General features: G+C 69.3%; 24 protein-coding genes. 13 read left to right on the top strand and 11 right to left on the bottom strand.

Annotated features, from left to right (window positions below; all coding sequences use genetic code 11):
- Positions 1–133: 133 nt before the first annotated feature.
- Positions 134–1,378 carry an MFS transporter gene (locus AB0I51_RS33940; protein WP_362981866.1) on the top strand — a complete coding sequence of 415 codons (1,245 nt, stop codon included), beginning with the start codon at positions 134–136 and terminating at the stop codon, positions 1,376–1,378.
- Positions 1,379–1,445: 67 nt separating this feature from the next.
- Here AB0I51_RS33940 and AB0I51_RS33935 read toward each other — a convergent pair whose 3' ends face one another.
- From AB0I51_RS33935 to AB0I51_RS33920, 4 genes are all read right to left on the bottom strand, one after another.
- Positions 1,446–1,922 (bottom strand): MarR family transcriptional regulator, encoded by a 477-nt coding sequence (locus AB0I51_RS33935; RefSeq protein WP_362981864.1) that lies wholly within the window; start codon positions 1,920–1,922, stop codon positions 1,446–1,448.
- Between the two features lie 92 nt (positions 1,923–2,014).
- Positions 2,015–2,812 carry an AIM24 family protein gene (locus AB0I51_RS33930; RefSeq protein ID WP_362981862.1) on the bottom strand — a complete coding sequence of 266 codons (798 nt, stop codon included), beginning with the start codon at positions 2,810–2,812 and terminating at the stop codon, positions 2,015–2,017.
- The gene (locus AB0I51_RS33925; RefSeq protein ID WP_019073147.1) at positions 2,809–3,459 is read right to left on the bottom strand and encodes an AIM24 family protein; all 651 of its coding nucleotides are present in this window, start codon (positions 3,457–3,459) and stop codon (positions 2,809–2,811) included. The genes AB0I51_RS33930 and AB0I51_RS33925 overlap by 4 nt, the downstream gene beginning before the upstream one ends.
- 1 nt (position 3,460) lies before the next feature.
- The gene (locus tag AB0I51_RS33920) at positions 3,461–4,093 is read right to left on the bottom strand and encodes an AIM24 family protein (RefSeq protein ID WP_317880806.1); all 633 of its coding nucleotides are present in this window, start codon (positions 4,091–4,093) and stop codon (positions 3,461–3,463) included.
- 372 nt (positions 4,094–4,465) lie between these two features.
- On the opposite strand from AB0I51_RS33920, the gene AB0I51_RS33915 reads away from it, so the two are divergent.
- Both AB0I51_RS33915 and AB0I51_RS33910 read left to right on the top strand, forming a co-directional pair.
- Entirely contained in the window at positions 4,466–4,816 is a 351-nt protein-coding gene (locus tag AB0I51_RS33915) for a DUF3817 domain-containing protein (protein ID WP_362981859.1), read from the top strand.
- The gene (locus AB0I51_RS33910; protein WP_362981857.1) at positions 4,813–5,106 is read left to right on the top strand and encodes an MTH1187 family thiamine-binding protein; all 294 of its coding nucleotides are present in this window, start codon (positions 4,813–4,815) and stop codon (positions 5,104–5,106) included. The genes AB0I51_RS33915 and AB0I51_RS33910 overlap by 4 nt, the downstream gene beginning before the upstream one ends.
- Before the next feature lie 8 nt (positions 5,107–5,114).
- Here AB0I51_RS33910 and AB0I51_RS33905 read toward each other — a convergent pair whose 3' ends face one another.
- Positions 5,115–6,080 carry an aminoglycoside phosphotransferase family protein gene (locus AB0I51_RS33905; protein WP_362981855.1) on the bottom strand — a complete coding sequence of 322 codons (966 nt, stop codon included), beginning with the start codon at positions 6,078–6,080 and terminating at the stop codon, positions 5,115–5,117.
- A gap of 221 nt (positions 6,081–6,301) precedes the next feature.
- Between AB0I51_RS33905 and AB0I51_RS33900 the strand changes: the two genes are divergently transcribed.
- Both AB0I51_RS33900 and AB0I51_RS33895 read left to right on the top strand, forming a co-directional pair.
- A complete protein-coding gene (locus AB0I51_RS33900; protein ID WP_362981853.1) occupies positions 6,302–8,086 on the top strand; it encodes a cellulose synthase catalytic subunit in 1,785 nt (594 codons plus the stop codon).
- A gap of 3 nt (positions 8,087–8,089) precedes the next feature.
- Positions 8,090–10,045: a kelch motif-containing protein gene (locus AB0I51_RS33895; RefSeq protein WP_362981851.1), complete on the top strand. Its 1,956-nt coding sequence runs from the start codon at positions 8,090–8,092 to the stop codon at positions 10,043–10,045.
- 29 nt (positions 10,046–10,074) lie between these two features.
- Here AB0I51_RS33895 and AB0I51_RS33890 read toward each other — a convergent pair whose 3' ends face one another.
- Positions 10,075–11,067 (bottom strand): glycoside hydrolase family 6 protein, encoded by a 993-nt coding sequence (locus AB0I51_RS33890; RefSeq protein ID WP_362981849.1) that lies wholly within the window; start codon positions 11,065–11,067, stop codon positions 10,075–10,077.
- 87 nt (positions 11,068–11,154) lie between these two features.
- Positions 11,155–12,138, bottom strand: a complete 984-nt coding sequence (locus AB0I51_RS33885) for a DUF5937 family protein (protein ID WP_362981847.1) — start codon at positions 12,136–12,138, stop codon at positions 11,155–11,157.
- Positions 12,139–12,220: 82 nt separating this feature from the next.
- Between AB0I51_RS33885 and AB0I51_RS33880 the strand changes: the two genes are divergently transcribed.
- The 4 genes from AB0I51_RS33880 to AB0I51_RS33865 all read left to right on the top strand — a co-directional run bounded on the left by AB0I51_RS33880 (position 12,221) and on the right by AB0I51_RS33865 (position 16,186).
- Complete coding sequence (locus AB0I51_RS33880) at positions 12,221–13,498, top strand: MFS transporter (RefSeq protein ID WP_362981845.1); 1,278 nt, start codon at positions 12,221–12,223, stop codon at positions 13,496–13,498.
- Positions 13,499–13,509: 11 nt separating this feature from the next.
- The gene (locus AB0I51_RS33875) at positions 13,510–14,019 is read left to right on the top strand and encodes a MarR family transcriptional regulator (protein WP_362981843.1); all 510 of its coding nucleotides are present in this window, start codon (positions 13,510–13,512) and stop codon (positions 14,017–14,019) included.
- 43 nt (positions 14,020–14,062) lie between these two features.
- A complete protein-coding gene (locus AB0I51_RS33870) occupies positions 14,063–14,401 on the top strand; it encodes a DUF3817 domain-containing protein (RefSeq protein ID WP_317880791.1) in 339 nt (112 codons plus the stop codon).
- A gap of 84 nt (positions 14,402–14,485) precedes the next feature.
- Positions 14,486–16,186, top strand: coding sequence for a methylmalonyl-CoA mutase family protein (locus AB0I51_RS33865; RefSeq protein ID WP_362981840.1), 1,701 nt, complete (start codon positions 14,486–14,488; stop codon positions 16,184–16,186).
- On the opposite strand, the gene AB0I51_RS33860 is transcribed toward AB0I51_RS33865, so the two are convergent.
- Complete coding sequence (locus AB0I51_RS33860) at positions 16,183–16,824, bottom strand: TetR/AcrR family transcriptional regulator (protein WP_362981838.1); 642 nt, start codon at positions 16,822–16,824, stop codon at positions 16,183–16,185. The two genes, AB0I51_RS33865 and AB0I51_RS33860, sit on opposite strands and share 4 nt — an antisense overlap.
- Before the next feature lie 202 nt (positions 16,825–17,026).
- Between AB0I51_RS33860 and AB0I51_RS33855 the strand changes: the two genes are divergently transcribed.
- The 4 genes from AB0I51_RS33855 to AB0I51_RS33840 all read left to right on the top strand — a co-directional run bounded on the left by AB0I51_RS33855 (position 17,027) and on the right by AB0I51_RS33840 (position 21,325).
- A complete protein-coding gene (locus AB0I51_RS33855) occupies positions 17,027–18,004 on the top strand; it encodes a tetratricopeptide repeat protein (RefSeq protein ID WP_362981836.1) in 978 nt (325 codons plus the stop codon).
- 647 nt (positions 18,005–18,651) lie between these two features.
- The gene (locus AB0I51_RS33850) at positions 18,652–19,287 is read left to right on the top strand and encodes a DUF6230 family protein (protein WP_362981834.1); all 636 of its coding nucleotides are present in this window, start codon (positions 18,652–18,654) and stop codon (positions 19,285–19,287) included.
- Between the two features lie 117 nt (positions 19,288–19,404).
- Positions 19,405–20,019 carry a DUF6114 domain-containing protein gene (locus AB0I51_RS33845; RefSeq protein ID WP_362981832.1) on the top strand — a complete coding sequence of 205 codons (615 nt, stop codon included), beginning with the start codon at positions 19,405–19,407 and terminating at the stop codon, positions 20,017–20,019.
- A complete protein-coding gene (locus AB0I51_RS33840; RefSeq protein ID WP_362981830.1) occupies positions 20,009–21,325 on the top strand; it encodes a hypothetical protein in 1,317 nt (438 codons plus the stop codon). Before AB0I51_RS33845 ends, AB0I51_RS33840 begins: the two co-directional genes overlap by 11 nt.
- A 98-nt stretch (positions 21,326–21,423) precedes the next feature.
- On the opposite strand, the gene pyk is transcribed toward AB0I51_RS33840, so the two are convergent.
- The 3 genes from pyk to pta form a co-directional block, all read right to left on the bottom strand.
- Positions 21,424–22,854 carry a pyruvate kinase gene (gene pyk, locus AB0I51_RS33835; protein WP_362981828.1) on the bottom strand — a complete coding sequence of 477 codons (1,431 nt, stop codon included), beginning with the start codon at positions 22,852–22,854 and terminating at the stop codon, positions 21,424–21,426.
- Between the two features lie 73 nt (positions 22,855–22,927).
- Positions 22,928–24,139, bottom strand: coding sequence for an acetate kinase (locus AB0I51_RS33830; RefSeq protein ID WP_362981826.1), 1,212 nt, complete (start codon positions 24,137–24,139; stop codon positions 22,928–22,930).
- Positions 24,136–26,268: a phosphate acetyltransferase gene (gene pta, locus AB0I51_RS33825; RefSeq protein WP_362981824.1), complete on the bottom strand. Its 2,133-nt coding sequence runs from the start codon at positions 26,266–26,268 to the stop codon at positions 24,136–24,138. The genes AB0I51_RS33830 and pta overlap by 4 nt, the downstream gene beginning before the upstream one ends.
- Between the last annotated feature and the right edge of the window lie 182 nt (positions 26,269–26,450).

Below are 26,450 nucleotides of genomic sequence, written 5' to 3'. Positions count from 1 at the left end.
TGGTACGTTGACTCCGTGTTCCTCCTCTTGGCATAGGGCCGGCCCCGGCCCGCGCACGGCAGCGGTCGCCGCTTCGCCGTCGCGCGGCGCACAGGCGTCCCTTTTTCCTGCCTCCAGTTGAGGAACATTTCGCATGTCCGCGCCTTCTGCCACGCCGACTCCGGCGTGCCCTTCGTATGCCGCTGTGCTTCAAGTCCCCTACGCGCGCCGCACGTTCACCGCCGCCCTCGTCGGCCGGTTCTCCTACGGCACGGTCTCCCCGGCCGTGCTGCTCGCGGTCGTCAACGCCACCGGCTCGTACGCCGCGGCAGGCACGGTCATGGCTGTCTTCGGGGCCACGGCCGTCCTCCTGATGCCCCTCCGCGCGGCCCTGGTCGACCGTCACGGCCCGCGCCGCGCCCTGCTCCCCATGGCACTGCTCTACGGCACCCTCCTGTGCGTCCTCGCGGCGGTGACCTGGCGCCCCGGAACACCGGAGGTGGTGCTCGGCACGGTGGCTGCGCTGACGGGCGTGTGCGCGCCCCCACTTGGCCCCACCATGCGCTCCGTGTGGGCCGAACTCGTCGGTGACAGAGGACTGTTGCAGCGCGCGTACAGCCTCGACGGTGTCGCGGAGGAACTCCTTTACGTCGTCGGCCCGTTGGTGGTCGGCGCGGTGCTGGCCTTCGCCCCGCCGGCCGCCGCGATCCTGCTCAGCGCGGCGTTGATCGGCGCGGGGACGTTCGCCTTCGTCACGTCACCGGCGCTGGCCGGCGTACGCGTTCCGGCAGGCGCCGGACGGGGATCGAGGATTTCCGGGATCCGCGGACTGCTCGGCCCGGTCGTCGTGGCGGCCGGGACGGGGCTCGCGCTGAGTGCCGTCTACCTGTTGGTGCTGGCGTTCGCCGAACAGCGGGGGTACGGCGACGGCGTCGTCCCCTGGGTGCTGGCGGCCGTGTCGGCGGGCAGCGCGGTCGGCGGCCTGCTGAACGGCGCGTTGAACTGGCGTACGGCCGCGCGGGTACGGCTGGCGTGCTCGGCGCTGGGGCTCGGGCTGGCGCTGGCTGCGGCTGGGTTCGCGGCGGGGGTGTGGTCACTCACCGTGGCGGTGGCGTGCGCGGGCTTCTTCGTCTCACCGGCGCTGACGACCGCGTATCTGCTGGCCGACGAGGTGGCCGCGCCGGAGGCGCGGACACAGGCCGGGGCGTGGGTCAACACGGCGGTGAACGCCGGGAGTTCGGGTGGCTCGGTGGTGACGGGGCTGCTCATCGGGCGGGTGCCGTTGGGGGTGTGCTTCGTGATCGCCGGGGTGGTGGCGGTTGTTGCGGGGGCCGGCTCGATGGTTCGTCCACCGCGCCGTCGTGGCTGGTCGCGCCCACGCGGCGGAGCCGCATATTGATACAGCCCGCACCCCCCAAAAAAACGCGGGCGGGGTTCAATCCCCGCCCGCGTTCGGTCAACTGGTGTTAAGGACGCCCCCGTTGGCCCCGCAAGTGCTCTGCGATCGGCTTAAGCGTTTTGTCGAGTTCCGACAGGCCCTCGGGAGTCACGAGGTCGATGAAGTGCCGCCGCACAGACGCCACATGATGGGGCGCGACCTTCTTCATCGTCTCCAGGCCGTGTTCGGTGAGTACCGCGTACAGTCCCCGGCGGTCCGACTCGCAGTTCTCCCGGCGTACCAGGTCCGCGTTCTCCATGCGGGTGATCTGGTGCGAGAGGCGGCTCTTGGACTGGAGCGTGGCGGCGGCGAGGTCGCTCATCCGCAGCCGTTTGTCCTCGGCCTCGGAGAGGTTCACCAGGATCTCGTAGTCGTTCATCGTCAGGCCGAACGGCTGCAGGTCCTTTTCGAGCTGGTACGTCAGCAGCCTGTTGACCTCCAGGTGGGTGCGCCAGGCGCACTGCTCCTCATCGGTCAGCCAGCGCGTGGCCGTCTCGGTCTCCATGAATGAAGTCTACCTAAAATGTTGAAAGGCGAACTAGTGAGGGTGGCGTGACGGCGCGCACACGTTCGACGTCACACTCCGCAGACTACCGCTCACAGCCCGAAGCGACGCTGGAGATCCCCCAGCTGTCCGGGAAGGCGCGGTGCGCCCGCCTGCTGTGAGGGGCCTGTGGGAACCCCGCCCCCACCCGGTACCCCGGGCTCGTGCGGCACAACCCCTGTGGCCTGCTCGGGCATGAGGTTCTCCGAGGACTGGAGCAGCACCGTGCCCGCCCCGACGAACTCGAACTGGTGCTCTTCCCCGGAGGCCCCGCCGATGCCCGTCATCGCACGTAGGCCGCCCATCAGGCCGGTCATGTAGGCGTGGTCGTAGTGGTGGCACGGGGAGGGGCAGTCGGCCCAGCCGACGAGCGCCTGCGGGTCGACCCGGATCGGGGGTTCCATGAACACCACCGGCCCGCTGGAGGCGGCCACGATCTTGCCTGTTCCGATGAGTGTCAGAAAGCCGGGAACAATCGACTGCTTGAGAGCGAGACTTGGCTGAAAAGCGAGCAGGTTGCCCGAGCGAATGGTCATGTTGGCGTCTTCGAGGTCGTACGCGTTGACGTCGAAGGCCCGGTCGGCGAGCAGCATCTTGCCCGAGCCGTCCGCCACGACCCAGTCGCTCGCGTGCAGAGGCGAATGGAAGGACGTACGGACAAGTCGGTCGAGTCGCCCGTGCCCGATGCCGTTGAACTCCATCGAGCCGTAGTAGGCGATCATCTTCCCCTTCTGCAGGAACCACTGGCTCCCTTTGAGTTCCACGCAGAAGGTGTACTTGTTCACGTTGTCGTCGACCGGCAGGGTCATCGGGTCGAAGACCGTGGGGCCGGACCCCGCGTACTGGCTCACAGTTTCTCCTCCGACGCCTGGACGTACACCGCGCCGCTGCCGCTCAGCTCCAGCTGGAACGCCTCGCCGGAGCCCCGGCCCACCATGTCGCGCCAACCGAGCGCCGTGGACAGCTTGTTGCGTACGTCGCCGTGGTGGGCGACGTAGGCCTGCGGGTCGACATGGACGGGTCTGCCGGGGGTGATCGGCACCTCGAAGACCCCGCCGTGGGCCATCACGGCGACCGCGCCCCGCCCCTGGAGGGTGGTCGTGAACAGCCCCTGGCCGGTGACCTGGCCGCGGACCATGCCCATGACGCCGCCCTGCGAGCCCATGAACATCGTGCCCTGCTGGAGGGTGCCCTCGAAGGCGAGGAGGCGGTCGGCCTCCACGTAGAGGGTGTCCCCGGTGAGCTCGATGATCTGGATGTGGTGGCCGCCGTGCCCGAACATCACGGTGCCGCTGCCCTCGACGGTCATCAGAGGGGTCGCCTCATTGGCGACGCGGCGGCCGAGCATCGACATGACGCCGCCCTGGCCGCCCTGGATGTTCGGGGTGAAGGAGACGTCGCCCTTGTAGGCGAGCATCGCGCCGCGCTGGCTGTACAGCCGCTGGCCCGGCATGACGGTGGCCTGGATCATCTTCGAGTTGATCTCCGTGAACGTCATGTCACACGTCCCCCGCGATCGTGTTCCGCTCGCTGGGCTGGACGTAGACGAGCCCGTCCCCCTCGAAGCGGATCTGGAAGGCCTCGCCGCCACCCTCCCCGAAGAAGGTGCGGAAGGTCACACCGGACTGGAAGGACTGGTGCAGGTTCCCCTGGTGCGCGATGTAGGCGCCGGGGTCGACGGTCAGCGGGTACTGCCGGCTCACCCGCAGCACCACCGCCGGGCCGTCCGACATGATCGCCGCCTGGCCGTGCCCCTCGACGGTCGTCGTGAACAGTCCGTTGCCCTGCGAGGCGCCGCGCAGGCCCGTGAACGTCGTGCCCGTTCTCAGTCCCGCGTCCGTCGCGAGCAGGTTGCTCGACTCGACGTACAGCTTGTCGCCCTGGAGATTCACGAGGTTGATCTCGGAGGCCCGGTCCGCGAACCAGCAGGTGCCCTGCCCCCTCACCTCCATCACCGTCATCTGCTCACCGGTGAGCCGCCGGGTGACCATCCCCCGGATGCCCTCACCGCCGCCGCTCATCTTCTTGAAGGCCATCTGCCCGTCGTACGCGACCATCGAGCCGTTCTTCGCCTTCACGGCGTCCCCGGTCATGTCGACGGCGAGCACCTTGCTGCCCTGGAGTCGAAACATCGCCACGGTGCGAAGGTAACCGCACGGGCAGGCCCGCGGACAGGGCCTGTGGGTGGAGAACGACCCTGACCTGCCCCCTGGGGCGTGTCGCGGGGCGCGGTCAGCCGGATGACGGCGGTGCCCGCACCCAGGCCGACTGTGGACCTCCCGAGGCTCAGCCGCAGGGTGGCGAGGGCTGCCGCGCCGTCCTGGCCGGTCGCGCCCCGCAGCGGAGCCGCTGACGAATACGGCCCCGCGCCCCTTCAGGGCGCTACCGACCGCCGTCGACTTCACCACCCCCCAGTCTTCGTCGGCTCCGCCGTTTGCCACAATGGTTGAACGTTTGTGCTCGCGTTCACAAGCTGTGGACGTCTCCCTCACCGAAGGTGACCTGTGGACATCAAGACCGCCACCGCAATCCGCCGCCTCCGCCTGGTGTCGGCCCCCGAGGCCGTGTCCTTCCTCCTGCTGCTCGTCTGCTCGGTGCTGAAGCGGACCACGGACTTCAACGCGGTGCCCGTGATGGGCATGGTCCACGGCGTCCTCTTCATCCTCTACGTCCTCTTCTGGGCCGACGCCTGGAACCGCACCAAGTGGGGCGCGAAGACGGCGGCCCTCTACTTCGTCCTCTCCGTGCTGCCCACCGGCGGCTTCTTCGCCGAGCGCAAGCTCCGGCGCGAGTCCGAGGACGCGCTCATCGCCTCCCGCGCCCGCCAGGAGCAGCAGGGAGCCGTGAAGGCATGATCGTCGCCTTTTCCGTGACGCCCCTGGGTGTCGGCGAGGACGTCGGCGAGTACGTCGCCGACGCCGTCCGCGTGGTCCGCGAGTCGGGTCTGCCCAACCGGACCGACGCGATGTTCACCTCCATCGAAGGTGACTGGGACGAGGTCATGGACGTCGTCAAGCGCGCGGTCGCCGCCGTGGAGGCCCGCGCCCCGCGCGTCTCCGTAGTTCTCAAGGCGGACATCCGCCCCGGAGTGACGGACGGCCTCACCTCCAAGGTGGAGACGGTCGAACGGCACCTGGCGCAGTAGCCGCAGCCTCATCGGTCCAGCGCCGCGCACAACCGCGAGACGGCCGCCAGGTCCGGCACCCGGCCCAGCGCGGCGACCACCTGGCCGCTCGCGAACTCCCGCTGCGCGGCGGTCACCGTCGGGTCGACAGCGCACTCCGCCTGCACCCGCACATAGTTGAGCTCGGTCGCGAAGAGCATCGAGAACGACCCCGGCCCCTGTACGACGGCACCCCCGCCGGCATCGCGATAGGCCCGCGCCACCCGTGCACCGGCCTCGACGTCCCCCTCGTTGCCGCCCGACCACACGAACAGCGCCCGGGCCAACTCCCGCTCCGCGCAGGCCGATCCGGCGTTGTCCCAGTCGAGAAGGACGGGACCGTCCGGGCCGACCAGCACGTTCTGCGGCTGCAGATCGAGGTGGGACGTCACCAGGCCGTCGGGGCCGGACGGCGTCACCCAGTGCGCCAGCTCCACGGCCGAGGTCGCGATGAACCGGCCCAGCGCGTCCGCCCACGGCAGCCCGGCCCGCTCCACCTCCGCGTGCAGCTCCTTCCACTCCGCGTCCCGCGGGCACCGCTCGTACCAGCCGCTCGGGGGCTCGGTCTCGCCCGCTCCCGCCCGGTGCAGCAGGGCCATGGTCCGGCCGAACCAGTCCAGGACGTCCGGGTCGGAGGCGTCGGCGGCGGTGCCGTCGATCCAGTCGTACAGCTTGACGGGGGAGCCGGAGCCGAGGCGGGCGACGTACGCCTCCTGCCGGTCGGGCATGAGCCGCGGCGACGCTATGCCCAGCCGCTCGGCGGCCTGCCGTAACGCGGCCTCGCGGCGGACCTGGTCCTCGTCGCAGCCGAAGAGGAGTTCCTTGACGGCCCATGAGGTGCCGGCGCCGGACAGTTTCCAGATCTGCCCCAGCGCGCCGCGCGTCACCGGTGTCATCGTCCACGGTCCGGCGCCGAGCGTGTAGGTCTCGGCGATGAGATCGGCGGTGTCGTGCATGCGGGTGCCTTTCGGAGTGCTGATCGTCGCGGCATTGTCCCGGAGCCGTCTCTCCGCCCGTTCCGCCGCCGGGGTCACCCCCCCACCCACCTGGACGCGCCCAGTTCGACACGCCCTCAATTCTCCACTTGTGTGTGGGTATCGGCCTGGTCGATCTTCGGAGCCCAACGGCTCCGGCGGTCCCCCGGGCGTCGATCACTCCTCAATCATTGGAGGGCGCTGTGCGGCCGGAGGGCTACGACTACGACACCTACAGCCGGCTGGCCGGACCGCTCAGTGAGCCGTCCGGTGCGTCGTACCAGGTGCAGTACACCTCGCTCCTCTCGCGCGAGCCCCACCGAATACGCGCTGTCCTCCTGATGAGCCTCGCCCCGGTGCTCACCGCCGCCCTGCTCGTCTACCTTGTCTGGCCCACCCACTGGGTGGAGCGCGAGGGAGGCCAGGAATGGATGGTCGGGCTCGACATCACGATGCTGATAGCCATCGGCCTCATCGAGCTGTTCATGGTCGTCAACGTCGCCTCCGTCGCCCATGCCACCCTGGTCGCCCGCGACCCGGTCCCCGTCGTCCCCGCCCCCGGCACCCGCGTCGCCTTCCTCACGACGTACGTCCCGGGCAAGGAACCTCTGTCCATGGTCCGCGCCACCCTCGAAGGCGCGGTCAGGGTGACCCATACCGGACCCGTCGACGTGTGGCTTCTCGATGAAGGAGACGACGAGCAAGCCAAGGCCCTTTGCGCCGAGTTGGGCGTACGGCACTTCACCCGGCACGGAGTCCCGGAGTGGAACCGGCCCAAGGGTGTCCACAAGGCCCGTACGAAGCACGGGAATTACAACGCCTGGATCGCGATGCACGGCGGCGACTACGAGTTCTTCGCCTCCGTCGACACCGACCACGTTCCGCTCCCCGACTTCCTTGAGCGGATGATGGGTTACTTCCGCGACCCGGACGTGGCCTTCGTCGTGGGACCGCAGGTGTACGGGAACTACCACAACCCCGTCACCAAGGCCGCCGAGTCGCAGCAGTTCCTCTTCCACGCGTTGATCCAGCGCGCCGGCAACCGCTACCGCGCCCCCATGTTCGTCGGCACCAACAACGTCGTACGGATCGCCGCCGTCAAACAGATCGGCGGACTCTACGACTCCATCACCGAGGACATGGCCACCGGCTTCGAACTCCACCGGCACCGCAACCCGTTGACCCGCACGCACTGGCGGTCCGTCTACACCCCGGACGTGCTCGCGGTGGGGGAGGGGCCGGCCTCCTGGACCGACTTCTTCACCCAGCAGATGCGGTGGTCGCGCGGCACCTACGAGACGCTGATCAAGCAGTACTGGAAGGCGCCGTTCACGATGCCTCCGGGGCGGCTGTTCTCGTACACGATGATGCTCGTCTACTACCCGATGACGGCCGTCAACTGGCTGCTGGGCATCCTGAGTTGCTTCCTGTTCCTGTGGTTCGGCGCCTCCGGCACCCAGGTCGCCGCTTCCGTGTGGCTGATGCTCTACAGCGACGCGGCCGCTCTCCAGATCGGGCTGTACCTCTGGAACCGGCGGCACAACGTCTCCCCGCACGAGCCGGAGGGCTCGGGCGGTCTCGCCGGCATGGCGATGTCGGCGCTCTCCGCGCCGATCTATCTGAAGTCCTTCGGTGAGGCGCTGATCCGCCGGCCCAGCCGGTTCGTCGTCACCCCCAAGGGCGGCGACGCCAGTCCGGACCGGGTGATGACCTTTCGCATCCACCTCTTCTGGGCGATCCTCCTGGCGACCTCGCTGGCCGCCTCCGTCGTCCTGGACCACACCCACGCGGCCATGCGCACCTGGGCCGTCCTCGCGATGGTCATCTCCCTTGCGCCGCTTGGCGTTTGGGTCGGCTCGCTGGTCAGGGAGCGCCGGGAACGGAACTCGCTGCTCGGCGCCGCGCGCACCCTCGAAACCGTCGAACCCGCTCTCGCCACCACCGGGGCCGGCCCGTCCGTCTCCGGCACCACGACAGGGGGCAACTAGACCATGGCGTATCAGCCGTCCCAGAAAACCAGGAAGACCGTCCTCGGCATCGGCGGCATCGCGGTCCTGGCCGGTCTCAACGCTCCGGCCGCCCTCGAATTCGCCGGCGAGCAGTACCACGAGTACAAGATCACCAGGCCCGACTACATGGCCAAGTACGGCTCCTGGGACCAGATCGACATCCCGAAGGAGTACCGCACCAACGCCATCCACGCCTCGCTGCTGCACACCGGCAAGGTGCTGATCGTGGCCGGTTCGGGCAACGAGCAGAAGAAGTTCAACGCCGGGTCCTTCGACACCGTCCTGTGGGATCCGAAGGCGAACACCTTCAAGAAGATCCCCACCCCGGTGGACTTCTTCTGCGGCGGCCACAGCCAACTCCCCAGCGGCAACCTGCTGGTGGCCGGCGGCACCGCCCGCTACGAACTCCTCGACGGCGAGGTCAAACGGGCCGGCGGCGGTATGCGCGTGAAGAACGAGAACCCCAACAAGCCGGTGTTCCTCAAGAAGGGCACCGTCTTCCGCTCACCGGCGGGCGTCGACTACGTCAGCAGGTTCGACGTCACCGTCCCCAAGGCCAAGCGCGAGTTCAAGGTCACGTACAACGCCCGCGGTGTGATGCAGCCCTGGCAGACCAAGGTCACCGCGAGCGAGGTCCGCGTCTTCGTCGAGGCCGCCGAGGCGGGTCCGATGTCGGTCACCGAGAAGCAGGCCCAGTACGACGTCGTCGGCCTCAAGGGCATCGACGCGAACAACACGTACGGTCTCTCCGAGAAGATCACCCTCGACAAGCAGGACTACCAAGGCATCCGCGCCGCCTACGAGTTCGACCCGAAGGCCGAGCGGTACATCGCCGTCGACCCGATGGACAAGGCCCGCTGGTACCCGACCCTCGTCGGCCTCGACGACGGCCGCGTCCTCGCCGTCTCCGGGCTCGACGACGTCGGCGTCATCGACCAGGGCGACAACGAGATCTACGACCCGAAGACCAAGAAGTGGACCCCGGGCCCCAAGCGCTACTTCCCCACCTACCCGGCCCTCTTCCTCACCAAGGGCGGCAAACTCTTCTACCCGGCCTCCAACGCCGGCTACGGACCCGCCAACAAGGGCCGTGAGCCGGGGATCTGGGACCTGAGGACCAACAAGTTCACCACGGTGGCCGGCCTGCGCGACCCCGACGAGACCGAGACCTCGTCCTCCCTGCTCCTGCCGCCCGCACAGGACCAGAAGGTGATGATCCTCGGCGGCGGAGGCGTCGGCGAGTCCAAGAAGTCCACCCCGCGCACCGCGGTCGTCGACCTCAAGCAGGACAGCCCCGTCTTCAAGGACGGCCCCAACCTCCCCCAGGGCACCCGGTACCTGAACAGCGTGATCATGCCGGACGACTCGGTCTTCACCACCAACGGCTCCTCGGACTACCGGGGCCGCAGCGCCAGCAACATCTTCAAGGCGCAGTTCTACGACCCGAAGGGCAACGCCTTCCGCGAGGCCGCCGCGCCCATGGTGGGCCGCAACTACCACTCCGAGGCGCTGCTGTTGCCCGACGGCCGGGTCGTCACCTTCGGCTCCGACCCGCTCTTCGACGACCAGGCCAACACCAAACTCGGCCACTTCGAGCAGCGCATGGAGATCTTCACCCCGCCCGCGCTGCACAAGAACGGCGCCAACAGGCCCGTACTGCAGGACGGCCCGGAAACCCTCGACCGGCATCACCGGGCGACCTTCCGCACCGACCACCCCGACCGTGTCGTCAAGGCCCGCCTGATGCGGCCGAGTTCGGTCACGCACACGACGGACGTCGAGCAGCGTTCCATCGAGCTGGGCCTGGTCAAGGACGGCAAGTCGGTGACCGTGGACGTACCGAACGACCGGGCACTGGTGCCGCCAGGCTGGTACATGCTGTTCGTGACGGACGCCCTGGGCACGCCGTCGGAGGCCAAGTGGATCCAGGTGAACTGAAGTTGACCCGGACAAACTGAACTACTGCTCTACGCCTTGGAGTTGCGCGCCAGCTCCAAGGCGTACTCCGGCCACCACTGCCCGGCGTCGGGACCGCCCTCGCAGGTGCCGTCCGAGGCGCCGGGCCGTTTGATCCACAAGTAGGCGTCCAGGGCGGGTTCGCCGGTGTCGGTGGTCGGCCGGGTGCCCAGCCCCCGGCCCGGCGGGTTGCACCAGGCGCCGGGCAGCGGCCCGTTGCCGTTGCGGCTGGTGTCGACGACGAAGTGCTTGCCGCCGAGGTCCTTCGACAGCTGGACGCCGTACTTCTTCGTCACCGTGTCCGTCTGGAAGTTGGAGACGTTGAGCGAGAACCCGTCGGCCTCCTCGACACCCGCCCGCTTCAGTGGCTCCACCAGTTTCCAGGGATCCCGGATCCAGGCCGGGTTGCCCGCGTCGAGATACACCGTCGTACCGGACTGCTGCTTCAGCCGGACCACCGCCTCGCTCAGCAACTGCTCCCGCTCGCCCTGGTACTCGCCCGGGGTGCACCCGTCCACCATGTGCGCGACGGCGTCCGGCTCCAGCACGACCAGCGCCTTCGAACTCCCCAGCGCCTCCGCGAACTTGCCGATCCACTCCCGGTAGGCGTCCGCGTCCGCCGCACCGCCCGCCGAGTGCTGACCGCAGTCCCGGTGCGGAATGTCGTACGCCACGAAGACGGGCGTACGACCCTCCTGACGCGCGGACGCCGTCGCCGCCCTGATCACCGGGCCGGGGTCGAGCTCGCCGGCCGGCCACAGCGCGGTCGGCTGGTCGGCGATCCGTTTCAGCAGTGTGGCGTCGTGCTTGCGGCCCTGTCGCTCCCACATCTGGATCTGCTCGGCCGCCGGGCTCGCCGGGTCGACCCAGAAGGACGTGGCGTGCGCCGGGTCCTTGGACCGGGCACCGGCGACGGAGGCCTCGTCGACGTCGGGGGCGGACGAGCAGCCCGCCGCGAGCCCGAACACCGAGAGCACCGCGAACGTGCGGATCAGCCGGGACATGCCGCTCCCTTGCGCCAGGGGACATTAAGTGACGATTCGTCGGCAATTGTGGACGATCTGTCACCGTGCCGGGCCCTGGCGCGCCGGTCAGCCCCCGCCCGAGGCCAGCGCGACCCCCAGCGGCGTCCGCTCGTACAGCACCTGATGGCCGTAGCGCCGCGCCGTGAGCAGGCCCGCGTCGCGCAGCACCGTCAGATGCGCGGACACGGACGAGGGGGCGAGACGAAGGCGGTGGGCGAGGGCGGTCGTGGAGGCGGGTTCGTCGAGCGCGGTCAGCACGGCGGCCCGGCCGCGCCCCAGCAGTCGTAGCAGCGCGTCCGGAGTGTGGTCGGCGGGCTCGGTCCACAGGTCGCCGATGCCGCGGGCCGGGTAGGCCAGGGTCGGCTGCCAGGGGTGCTCGAAGGTGCTCACCACGTTCGGCCAGATGAAGACACTCGGCAGCAGGACCAGGCCCTGGCCGCCGAGATCGCGCTCGTGCTCGCCTCGGAACTCAACGGTCAGCGTCCCCGCGTCCCATGCGAAGTGCCGGCTGATCTCCGGGAGCAGCACGCCCAGCCCGACCTCGGCGAGCCGGCGCGAGTGGAAGGCGATGTCCGCCTCCAGCAGGGCGCGCAGCCGGGGCCAGTCCGGCGCGACCAGGGTGTGCCAGACGGCCTCCATCGCATCCGCCAACTCCTCGATCATGCGGGCGGGTTCACGCAGCCAGGCCCGGCCGCGCACGGACTCCCGCGCGCCCGGGGTGAATGCCAGAGACCTGGCCGTGTCCTCCCGGGCCTCGGCCGGATCGGCCGCGCGCACGGCGGCGATCTCCTCCTCGAAGGTGGCCGCCGAACCGATCGGCGGCGGGCACAGCCAGTCGGGGCAGTGCCCGGTCTGCGGCATCAGCAGCCACAGCGGCCCGAGATCGAGACCGGCCGCCGCCGCACGGGTCCGCCGCAGCCAGTCCGCGTGATACCCGTGCCGTTCCGGCCGTTTCAGCGTGCGTACGACCTCCTGCGTCTCCCAGAGCGGCGACACGGCGAACCGGCACCGGAGGAAGTCGTCCTCCCCGAAATACAGCCGCGACGGCATGTCTCGCCCCCCGATGAACCTGGAGATTCGGCTCTGGCCGAAACTCTATGGCCGTCGGCCGCCTCTGACCACGCTGCTGCCCATGCTGCAAGCCCCGCCCACGCCGCCCACCGGCTACCGCCGCGTCCTCGCCGTCCCCGAGTTCCGCGTCGTCTTCGCCGCGCACGCGCTGTCCCTGCTCGGTGTGATCGTCACCGAGATCGCGCTCTCCGTCCTCGTCTACGACCTGACCGGCTCGCCCCTGATGAGCGCGCTCGCGTTCGCGGTGGGCTTCCTGCCGTATCTCATCGGCGGGACGCTCCTCGCCGGGATCGCCGACCGCTACCCGGCCCGACGCGTGCTCGTGGTCTGCGACCTGGTGTGCGCGGGCTGCGTCGCCGCGATGGTCACGCCGGGCACCGGCATCGCCGTACTGCTGCTGCTCCGCTGCGCGCTCGCCGTCGTCTCACCGGTGTTCGCGGGCACCAGGATGGCGACGCTCGCCGACATCCTCGGCGACGGCGACCTCTTCGTGCTCGGCCGCTCGCTGCTGCGAATCGTCTCGCAGAGTGCGCTGCTCGTCGGATACGGGCTCGGTGGCCTGCTGCTCACCGTCGTGTCTCCCCGCCACGCCCTGCTGATCACCGTGGGCACCTTCCTCGCCTCCGCGACCCTGCTGCGCCTCGGCACCCGGCACCGCCCCGCCCGGGCGAGCGGCGGGGGCGCCCTGCCGGCCGACTCCCTCAAGGGCGCCGGACGGGTCCTCGCGAACCGCCGGGTACGGGCGCTGCTCCTGCTGTTCTGGCTGCCGGCGATGTTCTCCGTCGCCCCGGAGGCCCTGTCCGCGCCCTATGCGGCCGAACTCGGTGCCGGTTCGACCGGGCTCGGGCTGCTGATGTGCGCCCTGCCCGTCGGCACGATCGCCGGCGAGCTGTACGCCGGTTCCCGGTTGCGCCCCGCCACCCGGGAACGGATCGCCCTCCCGCTGGTCTGCTGCACCCTCCTGCCCTACCTCGCCTACGCCTGCCGGCCGGGCCTCGCCCTCTCCCTGGTGCTGCTGGCGGTCGCGGGCGCCGGGTCCGCCTACACGCTCGGCCTCGACCAGTGGTTCGTCCGGGACGTGCCGCAGGAACTGCGCGGCCGGGCCATGACCCTGCTCACCGCCGGGCTGATGACGATCCAGGGCGTGGGCATGGCCCTGGCCGGTGTCGCCGCCGAGTTCGCCGGGGTGCGCGGGGCGGTCGTGGGCGCCGGGGCGCTCGGCACGGTGTGCTGCGCACTGCTCGCCGCGGAAGCCCGCAGGACCGCCGCAGGACCGCCGGACGACCGCCGGGGGACCGAAAGACGAGACAGGGCTGACCACGATGTGACCGGCCGGTAAGGTCTGGTGACGTGCCGAAGCCGCTCAGTCTCCCTTTCGACCCCATCGCCCGTGCCGACGAACACTGGAAGCAGCGCTGGGGAAACGTACCGTCGATGGCCGCCATCACCTCGATCATGCGGGCACAGCAGATCCTGCTCGCCGAGGTCGACGCGGTCGTCAAACCGTACGGACTGACCTTCGCGCGGTACGAGGCGCTGGTGCTGCTCACCTTCTCCAAGGCGGGTGAGCTGCCGATGTCGAAGATCGGTGAGCGGCTCATGGTGCACCCCACGTCCGTCACCAACACCGTGGACCGGCTGGTCAGATCCGGGCTCGTCGACAAACGCCCCAACCCCAACGACGGCCGCGGCACCCTCGCCTCCATCACCGACAAGGGCCGCGAGGTCTGCGACGCGGCCACCCGCGACCTGATGGAGATGGACTTCGGGCTCAGCGCCTACGACGCGGAGGAGTGCGCGGAGATCTTCGCGATGCTGCGCCCGCTCAGGGTCGCGGCGGCGGACTTCGAAGAGGACTGACCCGGGGAAAGATCGCCCGGAACCGGTCGTTACGCTCGTCCTCATGAAAAAGAGCGTGCTGACCCGCTACCGCGTCATGGCGTACGTCACGGGTGTCCTGCTGGTCCTGCTGTGCTTCAGCATGATCGCCAAGTACCTCCTCAAGATCGACGGCGCCGGCAGCTTCACCGAGGTCGTCGCCATCGCGCACGGCTGGCTGTACGTCGTCTACCTGCTCTTCGCGTTCGACCTGGGCTCCAAGGCGAAGTGGCCGGTCGGCAAGCAGCTCTGGGTGCTGCTCGCGGGGACGATCCCGACGGCCGCGTTCTTCGTGGAGCGGAAGATCAGCCACGAGCTGGAGTCGAAGATCGTCGAGCCGACTCCGGTCGCCGCGAAGGCGTAGGCCTCAACGCTTTCACCGCCGTACGGGTCGCGTGCGGCGGTCGCCCATCGACATTTACTAGGACGTCCTAGTAAATTCGAGGGTATGGACGCTGACGCCATCGCAGAGGGCCGCCGACGCTGGCAGGCCCGGTTCGACGCCGCACGCAAGCGTGAGGCCGACTTCACCACGCTCTCCGGGGACCCCGTCGAGCCGGTGTACGGGCCACGCCCCGGGGACAGGTACGACGGCTTCGAGCGGATCGGATGGCCCGGCGAGTACCCCTACACGCGCGGGCTGCACGCCACGGGCTACCGGGGGCGGACCTGGACGATCCGGCAGTTCGCCGGGTTCGGCAACGCCGAGCAGACCAACGAGCGGTACAAGAAGATCCTCGCCAACGGCGGCGGCGGACTCTCCGTCGCCTTCGACATGCCGACCCTCATGGGCCGCGACTCCGACGACCCGCGCTCCCTCGGCGAGGTCGGCCACTGCGGGGTCGCCATCGATTCCGCCGCCGACATGGAGGTCCTCTTCAAGGGCATCCCACTCGGTGACGTGACGACCTCCATGACCATCAGCGGGCCCGCCGTTCCCGTCTTCTGCATGTACCTGGTCGCCGCCGAACGGCAGGGCATCGACCCGGCCGTCCTCAACGGCACGCTCCAGACGGACATCTTCAAGGAGTACATCGCCCAGAAGGAGTGGCTCTTCCAGCCCGAGCCGCATCTGCGCCTCATCGGCGACCTCATGGAGTACTGCGCGACCGGCATCCCCGCCTACAAGCCGCTGTCCGTCTCCGGCTACCACATCCGCGAGGCCGGCTCCACGGCCGCACAGGAGCTGGCGTACACGCTGGCCGACGGCTTCGGGTACGTCGAACTCGGGCTGTCCCGGGGCCTCGACGTGGACGTGTTCGCACCCGGTCTGTCCTTCTTCTTCGACGCGCACGTCGACTTCTTCGAGGAGATCGCCAAGTTCCGCGCCGCGCGCCGCATTTGGGCCCGCTGGATGCGGGACGTCTACGGCGCGCGGTCCGAGAAGGCGCAGTGGCTGCGCTTCCACACCCAGACCGCCGGCGTCTCACTGACGGCGCAGCAGCCGTACAACAACGTCGTCCGTACGGCAGTCGAGGCCCTTGCCGCGGTGCTCGGCGGGACCAACTCGCTGCACACCAACGCCCTGGACGAGACCCTCGCGCTGCCGAGCGAGCAGGCCGCGGAGATCGCGCTGCGCACGCAGCAGGTGCTGATGGAGGAGACCGGGGTCGCCAACGTGGCGGATCCGCTGGGCGGTTCGTGGTACGTCGAGCAGCTCACCGACCGGATCGAGGCGGACGCCGAGAAGATCTTCGAGCAGATCAGGGAGCGCGGGCTGCGGGCCCACCCGGACGGACAGCACCCGATCGGGCCGATCACCTCCGGGATCCTGCGCGGGATCGAGGACGGCTGGTTCACCGGTGAGATCGCCGAGGCCGCCTTCCAGTACCAGCGGTCCGTGGAGAAGGGCGACAAGCGGGTCGTGGGCGTCAATGTGCACCACGGTTCGGTCACCGGGGACCTGGAGATCCTGCGGGTCAGTCACGAGGTGGAGCGGGACCAGGTCCGGGAGTTGGGGGCGCGGAAGGGCGCGCGGGACGAGGCGGCCGTAGCGGCGGCCCTGGACGCGATGCTGGCTGCCGCGCGGGACGGGTCGAACATGATCGGGCCGATGCTGGACGCGGCGCGGGCCGAGGCGACGCTGGGTGAGATCTGCGGGGTGCTGCGGGAGGAGTGGGGCGTCTACACGGAGCCCGCCGGCTTCTAGGGCGGAGGTGTCCGCGTCCCGCTGAGCGAGGTCAGGCCGAGCAGCAGGACCTGGGTGAAGCTGCGGACCCAGTCCTCGTCGGCGGGTTCCGCGCTGACCAGGGTGCGGTGGACGACCGCACCGGCGACCACGTCGAAGATCAGGTCGGCGGTGCGCGCGGCCTCCGAGGGGTCCGATTCGGGGGGCAGTTCGCCGCGCGCCTGGGCGCGGGCCCTGCCCTCCACGACCAGGCACTTCTGCCGGTCGACGATCGACTCGCGGATGCGTTCGCGCAGGGCGTCGTCGCGGACGGACTCGGCGACCACCGCCATCAGTCCGCTCTTGGCCTCCGGGCGGGCCAGGATCGCCGCGAACTGGAGGACGACGCCCTCGATGTCGGCGGCCAGGGTGCCCCGGTCGGGGAGTTCCAGCTCGTCGAAGAGTTCGGCGACCGCGTCGACGACGAGTTCGTTCTTGCCTGCCCAGCGGCGGTAGAGGGTCGTTTTCGCAACCCCGGCGCGGGTCGCCACGTCTCCCAGCGTGAGCTTGGACCAGCCGAGTTCGACCAGTGCCTCCCGGGTGGCCGCGAGGATCGCGGTGTCCGCGGTGGTGCTGCGGGGGCGGCCCGCGGCGCGTGGGACGGGAGTGCGGCTCTGCATCCCTCGACCATAACCGGCGGTTCCTGTGGTGCAGTGAGGGAGATCACCGGGTATCCCTTTCCGCGAGGCACCCGGCACCATTACGCTACGACTCGTAGCGAAACCACGGGCGTGGGGTGGGGATCCGACGCCGAACAGCACTTACCGGACCGGCTTTCACAACGCTTTTCATTCACACGCGCGGACGGGGGAGGATAGACGCATGCAGCCACGGAACATGTCCATGAGCGGAGTCGTCGACCTCGCCGCGGTGAAGGCGGCCCAGGAGGCCAAGGCCAAGGCGGAGCAGGCGCGCGCCGAATCCGCCAGGCAGGGCGGTGGCGGAGCCGTCTCGCCGGCCGATCTTGTCATCGACGTAGATGAGGCGGGCTTCGAGAGCGAGGTCCTGCAGCGGTCCACCGAGGTCCCGGTCGTCATCGACTTCTGGGCCGAGTGGTGCGAGCCGTGCAAGCAGCTGAGCCCGATCCTGGAGCGGCTCGCCCTCGACTACAACGGGCGCTTCGTCCTCGCCAGGATCGACGTCGACGCCAATCAGATGCTGATGCAGCAGTTCGGGGTGCAGGGCATCCCGGCCGTCTTCGCGGTGGTCGCCGGGCAGGCGCTGCCGCTCTTCCAGGGGGCCGCCGCCGAACCGCAGATCCGCCAGACCCTCGACCAGCTGATCCAGGTCGCCGAGCAGCGCTTCGGTCTCACCGGGCTGGACGTCGACCCGGACGCCGTACCGGGGGAGCGGCCCGAGGCCGCGGCCGAGATGCCGGCCGGTCCCTACGACGGCCTGCTGGAAGCCGCCGTACAGGCCCTGGACGCCGGGGACTTCGGCGGGGCCGTGCAGGCCTACAAGAACGTGCTGAGCGACGACCCGGCCAACTCGGAGGCCAAGCTCGGGCTCGCGCAGGCCGAGCTGCTGCAGCGGGTCTCGGTGCTCGACCCGCAGCAGGTGCGTACGGAGGCCGCCGCGAAGCCGGGTGACGTGCCGGCGCAGATCGCCGCCGCCGACCTGGATCTGGTGGGCGGTCATGTCGAGGACGCGTTCGGGCGGTTGATCGACACCGTGCGGCGCACGGTGGGTGACGACCGGGACACCGTACGGGTGCGGCTGCTGGAGCTGTTCGAGGTTGTCGGAGCCGACGACCCGAGGGTGACGGCGGCCCGGCGGGCACTGGCGCGGGCGCTGTTCTGAGCGGCGTCCGAGGCCGGTTCTGACCAGTCGGTAAACCTCGGGAACGGTGTTGCCGGTGTGAAAGATTTGCCGACGGAGTGTCACTGCGGCCGCGCTTTACCAAATCTTGGTAATCGCGGTCGCTGTTACTTGGAGTAAGCCGGAGCCGTTGTTCTGTCGGATTCCGTCCGAAGATCCACGGTTTTGTCCTGGCCCACGATGACACCCAGCGTCGCCGGTCGATACCGGCGGGTCGTTGTTCGGTTATCCGGTCGTTACTACCCAGTAACGAAGCCCCTTGTGCGGGCGGCGAGAATGCACCACGATCGGCGACGCTCGGTCCGTTTCCGTACCCCGACAGCCGGTCGGGTCGACGGGGTCTCCTGGGTCCCCACCGAGTAGAGCCGGAAACAATGGAGTCGGCTCTTGGGCAGGGGGGTCTTCGCCGTACGGCGGAGCCTGTCCAGCAAGGTTGTGCGTGATGTGCGTCAGGCGCGACCAGTGGTTGTCGCTCGGGGGTGATCGCCGGTGATCGGTGCGCGGGTTCGCGCCTCCGGGTACAGGCGCTCCCCTTCCCGAGGACGTAGCACTTCTCCCATCCCTGCCCGGCTGAGCCGCCATCTGGGGGCAGTCAGGGCCAGGAGATGTACGTCCGAGAAGGAGGAAATATGGAGTCCCAGGTGCGTGGCGGGACGAGATGGAAGCGCTTCGCTGTGGTCATGGTGCCCAGCGTCGCCGCTACGGCGTGTATAGGTGTCGCCCTCGCGCAGGGCGCTCTTGCCGCGTCGTTCGCAGTTTCCGGCCAGTCGTTCAAGGTGACGGCCGACCAGCTCGACGGCACGGGCTTCACGCAGTACGGAGCCCTGGACTCGGGCTACAACCTGGACGGCAGCAAGACGGCTCACCCCGTCGCCGTCTCGGCGTTCAAGTCCGCCTCGATCACCAACATGTGCCAGTCGGTGGTCACGCCCAACATCCCGATCTTCGGATCGGTCAGCCTCATGCTGAAGGCGGGCGGCGACGGTACGCCGGTCCAGGCCGAGAACCTGTACATCGACGTCCAGGACCTCAACGCCGACGCGGTGTTCCACAACATCGACATCGGTGTGGCCGCCGGAAGCGCGACCAAGGGTCCGGGCATGAAGGGCGGCAGCGAAGCTGCCAACCCGTACGGATTCGCGCAGCAGGCCGAGTCGGCCACGCTGACCCACGTGCAGCAGACGGCGTGGGCCACCACTGCCGGAACCTTCAAGCTCAGCGGGCTGAAGATGTCGGTGTCGACGGGCACCCACGAGTGCTACTAGGCACGTGACGGCGGGCGGGGGAGCCGGTGGCGCCCCCGCCCGTCCATCTTCCAACCGCACCTTCACACGAGGTGCAACTCTCCACCACAGCAACGCCGTACCAGGGAGCTGTTTTCGATGAGCGCCGAGACTCCTGCCGCACCCGGTCAGTTCACCCGCCGGAGGCTGCAGTTCCGCGCCTGGCGTGGCACGAGGCCGTTCTGGGCCGGTCTGTTCGTCATGTTCGGCGGACTCCCGATCGCCTACTTCCCGTACGCGCATCTCCAGATCGGGCATCTGACGCTGGCGATGGCCACCACCGCGGGCGCCGGGTCGCTGATCATCGGTGTGCTGCTCGTCGTCCTGGGCTTCAGCCTCTGGTTCCAGAAGCACGTGCGCACCTTCGCGGGTGTCGCGGCCATTCTGCTGGCGCTGGTGTCCATCCCCGTGTCCAACCTCGGCGGCTTCCTCATCGGCTTCCTCCTCGCCATGGTCGGCGGAGCGATGGCCGTGTCGTGGGCGCCGGGCCCACCGCCGGAGCCGCAGGCGGTGCCCGAGGACACGCAGGGAGAGGGCGGCGCGCCCGCAGCCGCGCCGTACGAGGCCGCGCCTCACGAGTCCGCGTCGTACTACGAAGCCGCGCCTCAGGAGTCAGCGCCGCACGAGTCCGCCGACGACGCGGACGAGCCCAAGGATCTGTCAGGAACGAGCCCGGTGAGCAACGGGGCGAACGGGAGGCACAGTGCCGGCTGACGAGGTGACCCACGGGACTGACGTGGACGCGTCCCGTGTGAGAACCGGGCCGCGGCACGCGGCGCCCAAGAAGCCGCTGTTCACCAGGCTCCACATGCCCGCCGGCAAGGCGATAGCCACGGTGGCGATGCCGACCGCCGTCATCATGGGGATGGGCTTCACGTCGTCCCTGGCACTCGCCGACAACGGCTCGACGACCTCGCCGTCGTCGAAGAGCCTGACGGCCGACGAGTACAAGGACTGCGTCTCGGCCCTCGCCGAGTCGACGTCGAGCGCTTCGGCCACGCCGTCCGCGTCCGCGAGCGAGTCCTCGGACTCCTCCAAGGACAGCGCGACACCCTCGGCCACGGCGACGGACTCCGCCACGAAGGACACGGGCAAGACCTCATCGTCGGATTCAGGTTCCGACGACACGGCCACGCCCACGCCGTCCGCCACGGCGAGCAAGTCGGCGGACACGAGCGGTTCTTCGAGCAGCACCGCCACCGCGACGCCCTCCGCGTCCGCGAGCAGCGGCAACCTGCTGGACACCATCGGCGACGCCATCACCGGCATCCTCACCGGCGGTTCGTCGAGTTCGGACTCCACGGCTAGCGCCACGCCGACGCCGACCGCGTCCGCGTCCGCCTCGACGAGTTCCGGCGACAGCTCCTCCAGCGCGTCCGACACCGTCAAGGACACCACCAAGAAGGTCACCGACACGGTCGACGACACCGTGAAGGACACCACCGACACGGCGACCAAGGCGGCCGACGCGGCCACCAAGGCGGCGGAGGACACGGCCACCGCGACGGCCACCCCGAGCCCGTCCGCGAGCGCGAGTGCCGACACCTCGGACTGCCCGGTCGCCACGGACGACACCAGCGGCGTCGACAACAAGATCCTGGTGCCCGACGACCCCTGGTACCTGAACGCCAGCTCGCTGCTGCTCAAGGGCGCCGACTACCAGGGCGTCGTCGAGGTGAAGACCGCCAGCGGCAAGGTGAAGAAGGTCCTGAAGTACGTCATCTCGGGCGGGACCGACATCGGCGACCTGCACCAGACGGTGGACGACAAGCAGTCCGGCAAGACCTACCACGTGCAGGCGGCCAAGGGCTCGACGTCCACGATCCGCGACGGCGACACGGTGATGTACACGGAGTCCATCTCGGGCAACCTGTTCGGTCTGATCCCGATCACGTTCGACCCGGACAACCCGCCCCCGCTGAACATCCCGCTGATCTACTTCACCAACGTGAAGGTGGTCCAGGCCGGTCAGTTCGGCGGCACGCTGACCGTCCCGGGACTGCACAACTACATCGACTGAGCGACCACCAGAGCCCGTTCGGGAGCCGCGCACGAACTGAGGGCGCCCCCTTTCCCAGGGGGCGCCCTCAGCGCCGTACAAGAGCCTTCAGCGGTACGTCAGTTGCCCTTGCCGCCGCCGAGGTGGTGGACGCGGAGCATGTTCGTGGTGCCGGCCACACCGGGAGGTGAGCCGGCGGTGATGATGACGGTCTCGCCCGGGTTGAAGCGGTTGATCTTGGCGATCTCGCCGTCGACCATGTCGACCATCTCGTCCGTGCTGTTGACGAACGGCACCACATGCGACTCCACGCCCCAGCTGAGCGTCAGCTGGTTGCGGGTGCCCTCGTCGGTGGTGAAGGCGACGATCGGCTGCGAGGCGCGGTAGCGGGACAGCCGTCGGGCGGTGTCACCGGACTGCGTGAACGCCACCAGGGCCCGGCCGCCGAGGAAGTCGGCGATCTCGCACGCGGCACGCGCGATCGAACCACCCTGCGTACGCGGCTTCTTGCCCGGCACGAGCGGCTGTAGGCCCTTGCTGAGCAGCTCCTCCTCGGCCGCCTGGACGATCTTCGACATCGTCTGCACGGTCTCGATCGGATAGGCGCCCACCGAGGACTCGGCGGACAGCATGACCGCGTCCGCGCCGTCCAGGATCGCGTTGGCCACATCGGAGGCCTCGGCGCGCGTGGGGCGGGAGTTGGTGATCATCGACTCCATCATCTGGGTCGCCACGATCACCGGCTTGGCGTTCCGCCGGCACAGCTCCACCAGGCGCTTCTGCACCATCGGGACCTTCTCCAGCGGGTACTCGACGGCGAGGTCGCCACGGGCCACCATCACCGCGTCGAACGCCGCGACCACGGCCTCCATGTTGGCGACCGCCTGCGGCTTCTCCACCTTGGCGATGACGGGGACCCGGCGGCCCTCCTCGTCCATCACCTTGTGGACGTCGTACACGTCACTGGCGTCGCGCACGAAGGACAGGGCGACCATGTCGCAGCCCATCCGCAGCGCGAAGCGCAGGTCCTCGACGTCCTTCTCGGAGAGCGCGGGCACGTTCACGGCCGCGCCGGGCAGGTTGATGCCCTTGTGGTCGGAGATGACGCCGCCCTCGATGACGATCGTCTTCACCCGGGGGCCCTCGACGCTCAGGACCTTCAGCTCGACGTTGCCGTCGTTGATGAGGACCTGGTCGCCGCGGGAGACGTCACCGGGCAGGCCCTTGTACGTCGTACCGCAGATGGTCTTGTCGCCCGGGACGTCCTCGGTGGTGATGGTGAACTCGTCACCGCGTACCAGCTCGACGGGACCCTCGGTGAAGGTCTCCAGGCGGATCTTCGGGCCCTGCAGGTCGGCGAGGACGCCGACGGCACGGCCGGTCTCCTTGGCCGCGGCACGGACGCGGTCGTACCGGCCCTGGTGCTCGGCGTGGGTACCGTGGCTGAAATTGAAGCGGGCCACATTCATGCCGGCCTCGATCAGCGACACCAACTGCTCGTGGGAGTCGACCGCGGGGCCGAGAGTACAGACGATTTTCGAACGGCGCATGGGGCGATCCTATCGGTTTGTTTCGCTACGGAATATTCCGTCTGGCGGAAGATACAAATGGGCGGGCATGCGCTCAGGCGTTGGAATTTCCCACCAGTGCATAGGTCTGTGTGGCGATCTCCAATTCCTCGTCCGTCGGCACCACCGCGACCGCCACCCGCCCGGACGCGGGCGAGATCAGCCGCGGCTCGTCACTCCGCACGGCGTTCAGCGCGCCGTCGACCTCTAGCCCCAGCAGCTCCAGGCCCGCGACGGTGGCTTCCCGTACCTCGCTGTCGTTCTCCCCGACTCCCGCCGTGAAGGCGACCGCGTCCACCCGGCCGAGTACCGCGTAGTAGGCACCGATGTACTTCTTCAAACGGTGAATGTAGATGTCGAAGGCCAGTTCCGCCCGCTCGTCACCCTCGTCGATCCGGCGCCGGATCTCCCGCATGTCGTTGTCCCCGCACAACCCGATCAGACCGCTCTTCTTGTTGAGAAGAGTGTCGATCTCATCGGTGGACATTCCGCCAACACGCATCAAATGGAAGATGACGGCCGGATCCAGGTCTCCCGACCGGGTCCCCATCACCAGCCCCTCCAGCGGGGTCAGCCCCATGGAGGTCTCCACGCATCGGCCCTTTTCGACCGCCGACGCGGACGCCCCGTTCCCGAGATGCAGCACGATCACGTTGACGTCCTCGGGCGCCTTCCCCAGCAGCTTCGCCGTCGCCCGCGACACATACGCGTGCGAGGTCCCGTGGAACCCGTACCGCCGGATCCGGTACGCGTCGGCGGTCGCCACGTCGATCGCGTAGCGCGCGGCCGACTCCGGCATCGTCGTGTGGAACGCGGTGTCGAACACGGCCACCTGCGGCAGATCGGGCCGCAGCGTCATCGCGGTCCGGATCCCGACCAGGTTCGCCGGATTGTGCAGCGGAGCCACCGGTATCAGCCGCTCGATCTCCGCGAGCACGGTGTCGTCGATGATCGTGGGCGCGGTGAAGGTGATCCCGCCGTGCACGACCCGATGCCCGATGGCCGCCAACTCCGGTGAATCCAGACCGAGTCCGTCCTTGGTCAGTTCTTCGGCCACGGCCTTCAGGGCGGCCTCGTGATCGGCGATCGGCGCGATCGACTCCCGTACGGCGCCGGTCGTGACGCAGGTGTGCTTGAGCCGGGAGGTCTCCTCGCCGATGCGCTCGACGAGCCCCAGGGCCAGCCGCTCGCCGCCGCGCATGTCGAGCAGTTGGTATTTCACCGAGGAGGAGCCGGAGTTGAGGACGAGGACACGGGTCGCGGTCACTGCTGGGACGCCTTCTCGGTCGGGTGCTGGGCCTGGGTCTCAGGGCTCTGAGACTGGTTCTTGGGGTTCTGCGACTGGATCGCCGTGATGGCGACGGTGTTCACGATGTCCGAAACGAGGGCGCCCCGGGACAGGTCGTTGACCGGCTTGCGCAGCCCCTGGAGCACCGGCCCGACGGCGATCGCGCCGGCCGAACGCTGCACGGCCTTGTAGGTGTTGTTGCCGGTGTTGAGGTCGGGGAAGATCAACACGCTTGCCCGGCCCGCGACTTCGGACTCCGGCATCTTGGTGGCGGCGACACTCGGCTCGACGGCGGCGTCGTACTGGATGGGCCCCTCGATCCGCAGATCGGCCCGCCGCAGCCGGACCAGCTCGGTGGCCTCGCGCACCTTGTCGACGTCGGCGCCCGAGCCGGACGTACCGGTCGAGTACGACAGCATCGCGATCCGCGCCGCGACCCCGAACTGCTCGGCGGTGGCGGCCGATTGGACGGCGATGTCGGCCAACTGCTCGGCGTTCGGGTCCGGGTTGACCGCGCAGTCGCCGTACACCAGCACCTTGTCGGCGAGGCACATGAAGAAGACGGACGAGACGATGCCGGCGTCCGGCTTGGTCTTGATGATCTCGAAGGCGGGCCGGATGGTGGCGGCCGTGGAGTGCACGGCGCCCGAGACCATGCCGTCGGCGAGGCCCGCCTGCACCATCAGGGTGCCGAAGTAGTTCACGTCGGCGACGACGTCGTAGGCCAGCTCGACGGTCACGCCCTTGTGGGCGCGGAGTTGGGCGTACTTCTCGGCGAAGCGGTCGCGGAGTTCGGAGGTCTGCGGGTCGATCAGCTGGGCGGCGCTGAGGTCGATGCCGAGGTCGGCGGCCCGCTTGCGGATCTGGTCCTCGGGACCGAGCAGGGTCAGCTCGCAGACACCCCGGCGCAGCAGCACCTCGGCGGCGTGCAGGACGCGGGGTTCCGTGCCCTCGGGGAGGACGATCCGCCGCTTGTCGGAGCGGGCCCGCTCCAGGAGCGTGTGCTCGAACATCATCGGGGTGAGGCGGTCGCTGCTCGGCGCGGAGACCCGCCTGAGCAGGTCGCCGGTGTCGACGTACCGCTCGAAGAGGCCGAGCGCGGTCTCCGCCTTGCGCGGGGTGGCCGCGTTCAACTTCCCTTCCAGGGTGAAGAGTTCACCGGCGGTGGGAAAGGAGTTCCCGGGCACCGACACCACCGGGGTGCCCGGGGCGAGGCGGGCGGCGAGGGTGAGGATCCCGTCGCTCGGCACCTCGTTCAGGGTGAGCAGTACGCCGGCTATCGGCGGGGTGCCGGCACTGTGCGCGGCCAGTGCTCCGACGACGAGGTCGGCGCGGTCGCCCGGGGTGACGACGAGACAGCCGGGCGTCAGCGCGTTCAGGAAGGTGGGCAGCATCGCCCCGCCGAACACGAAGTCCAGCGCGTCCCGCGCGAGCCCCGAGTCGTCCCCGAGGAGGACCCGGCCGCCGAGCGCGTGGGTGATCTGCGCGACGGTCGGCGCGGAGAGCGCGGGCTCGTCCGGTACGACGTAACAGGGCACCGGCAGCCGGGCGGAAAGGCGCTGGGCGATCTCCTCCCGGTCCTCGCGGGCGACCCGGTTGGTGACCATGGCGAGGACGTCGCAGCCGAGGCCGTCGTAGGCCCGGTACGCGTTGCGCGTCTCCGCGAGCACGGACTCGGCGGTCTGCTTGCGCCCGCCGACCACGGGGATCACGGACGCGCCGAACTCGTTGGCGAGACGGGCGTTGAGGGCCAGCTCGTCCGGGAACTGGGTGTCCGCGAAGTCGGTGCCGAGGACGAGGACGACGTCGTAGTCACGGGCGACGAGATGGAACCGCTCGACGAGCGTCGAGATGAGCTCATCCGTCCCCTGCTCGGCCTGGAGGGCGGACGCCTCGTGGTAGTCCATGCCGTAGACGGTCGACGGGTCCTGCGAGAGCCGATAGCGGGTGCGCAGCAGTTCGAACAGCCGATCGGGATCGTCGTGGACGAGGGGACGGAACACCCCCACCCGGTCGACCTGTCGGGTCAGGAGCTCCATGACCCCCAGCTCGACGACCTGACGGCCGTCGCCGCGGTCGATCCCGGTCACGTACACGCTGCGGGTCACGCGTGGTCTCCCCTTCCGGCGGATTCTGGCGGTCTCTGGCTGCCCGTTCCGGCGGTCACAAAAATCGCCTACAGGGGTGAGCAGAACCCTCTTGACAATACCTCTGGGGGTGGTTACGGCGCCCGCCGGTCCGACGGGAGCGACGCCGCCCTGAGGGACATGAAACAATCGGGTCCGGCTCA

Origin of the sequence: Streptomyces sp. NPDC050549 (genome assembly GCF_040655035.1) — a bacterium.
Taxonomy (GTDB): Bacteria; Actinomycetota; Actinomycetes; order Streptomycetales; family Streptomycetaceae; genus Streptomyces.
The sequence above is the reverse complement of the archived record's forward strand: the minus strand, read 5'-3'. Positions and strand labels throughout refer to the sequence as shown.

What these genes read in the sequence shown, in the direction of transcription:
- AB0I51_RS33880 (WP_362981845.1), top strand. Translation starts at nt 12,221, where the DNA reads ATGCTGCAAGCCCCGCCCACGCCGCCCACCGGCTACCGCCGCGTCCTC.
- AB0I51_RS33905 (WP_362981855.1), bottom strand. Translation starts at nt 6,080, where the DNA reads ATGCACGACACCGCCGATCTCATCGCCGAGACCTACACGCTCGGCGCC.
- AB0I51_RS33890 (WP_362981849.1), bottom strand. Translation starts at nt 11,067, where the DNA reads ATGTCCCGGCTGATCCGCACGTTCGCGGTGCTCTCGGTGTTCGGGCTC.
- pyk (WP_362981828.1), bottom strand. Translation starts at nt 22,854, where the DNA reads ATGCGCCGTTCGAAAATCGTCTGTACTCTCGGCCCCGCGGTCGACTCC.
- AB0I51_RS33910 (WP_362981857.1), top strand. Translation starts at nt 4,813, where the DNA reads ATGATCGTCGCCTTTTCCGTGACGCCCCTGGGTGTCGGCGAGGACGTC.
- AB0I51_RS33855 (WP_362981836.1), top strand. Translation starts at nt 17,027, where the DNA reads ATGCAGCCACGGAACATGTCCATGAGCGGAGTCGTCGACCTCGCCGCG.
- AB0I51_RS33940 (WP_362981866.1), top strand. Translation starts at nt 134, where the DNA reads ATGTCCGCGCCTTCTGCCACGCCGACTCCGGCGTGCCCTTCGTATGCC.
- AB0I51_RS33935 (WP_362981864.1), bottom strand. Translation starts at nt 1,922, where the DNA reads ATGGAGACCGAGACGGCCACGCGCTGGCTGACCGATGAGGAGCAGTGC.
- AB0I51_RS33870 (WP_317880791.1), top strand. Translation starts at nt 14,063, where the DNA reads ATGAAAAAGAGCGTGCTGACCCGCTACCGCGTCATGGCGTACGTCACG.
- AB0I51_RS33860 (WP_362981838.1), bottom strand. Translation starts at nt 16,824, where the DNA reads ATGCAGAGCCGCACTCCCGTCCCACGCGCCGCGGGCCGCCCCCGCAGC.
- AB0I51_RS33920 (WP_317880806.1), bottom strand. Translation starts at nt 4,093, where the DNA reads ATGTTTCGACTCCAGGGCAGCAAGGTGCTCGCCGTCGACATGACCGGG.
- AB0I51_RS33845 (WP_362981832.1), top strand. Translation starts at nt 19,405, where the DNA reads ATGAGCGCCGAGACTCCTGCCGCACCCGGTCAGTTCACCCGCCGGAGG.
- AB0I51_RS33925 (WP_019073147.1), bottom strand. Translation starts at nt 3,459, where the DNA reads ATGACGTTCACGGAGATCAACTCGAAGATGATCCAGGCCACCGTCATG.
- AB0I51_RS33865 (WP_362981840.1), top strand. Translation starts at nt 14,486, where the DNA reads ATGGACGCTGACGCCATCGCAGAGGGCCGCCGACGCTGGCAGGCCCGG.
- AB0I51_RS33885 (WP_362981847.1), bottom strand. Translation starts at nt 12,138, where the DNA reads ATGCCGTCGCGGCTGTATTTCGGGGAGGACGACTTCCTCCGGTGCCGG.
- AB0I51_RS33850 (WP_362981834.1), top strand. Translation starts at nt 18,652, where the DNA reads ATGGAGTCCCAGGTGCGTGGCGGGACGAGATGGAAGCGCTTCGCTGTG.
- AB0I51_RS33895 (WP_362981851.1), top strand. Translation starts at nt 8,090, where the DNA reads ATGGCGTATCAGCCGTCCCAGAAAACCAGGAAGACCGTCCTCGGCATC.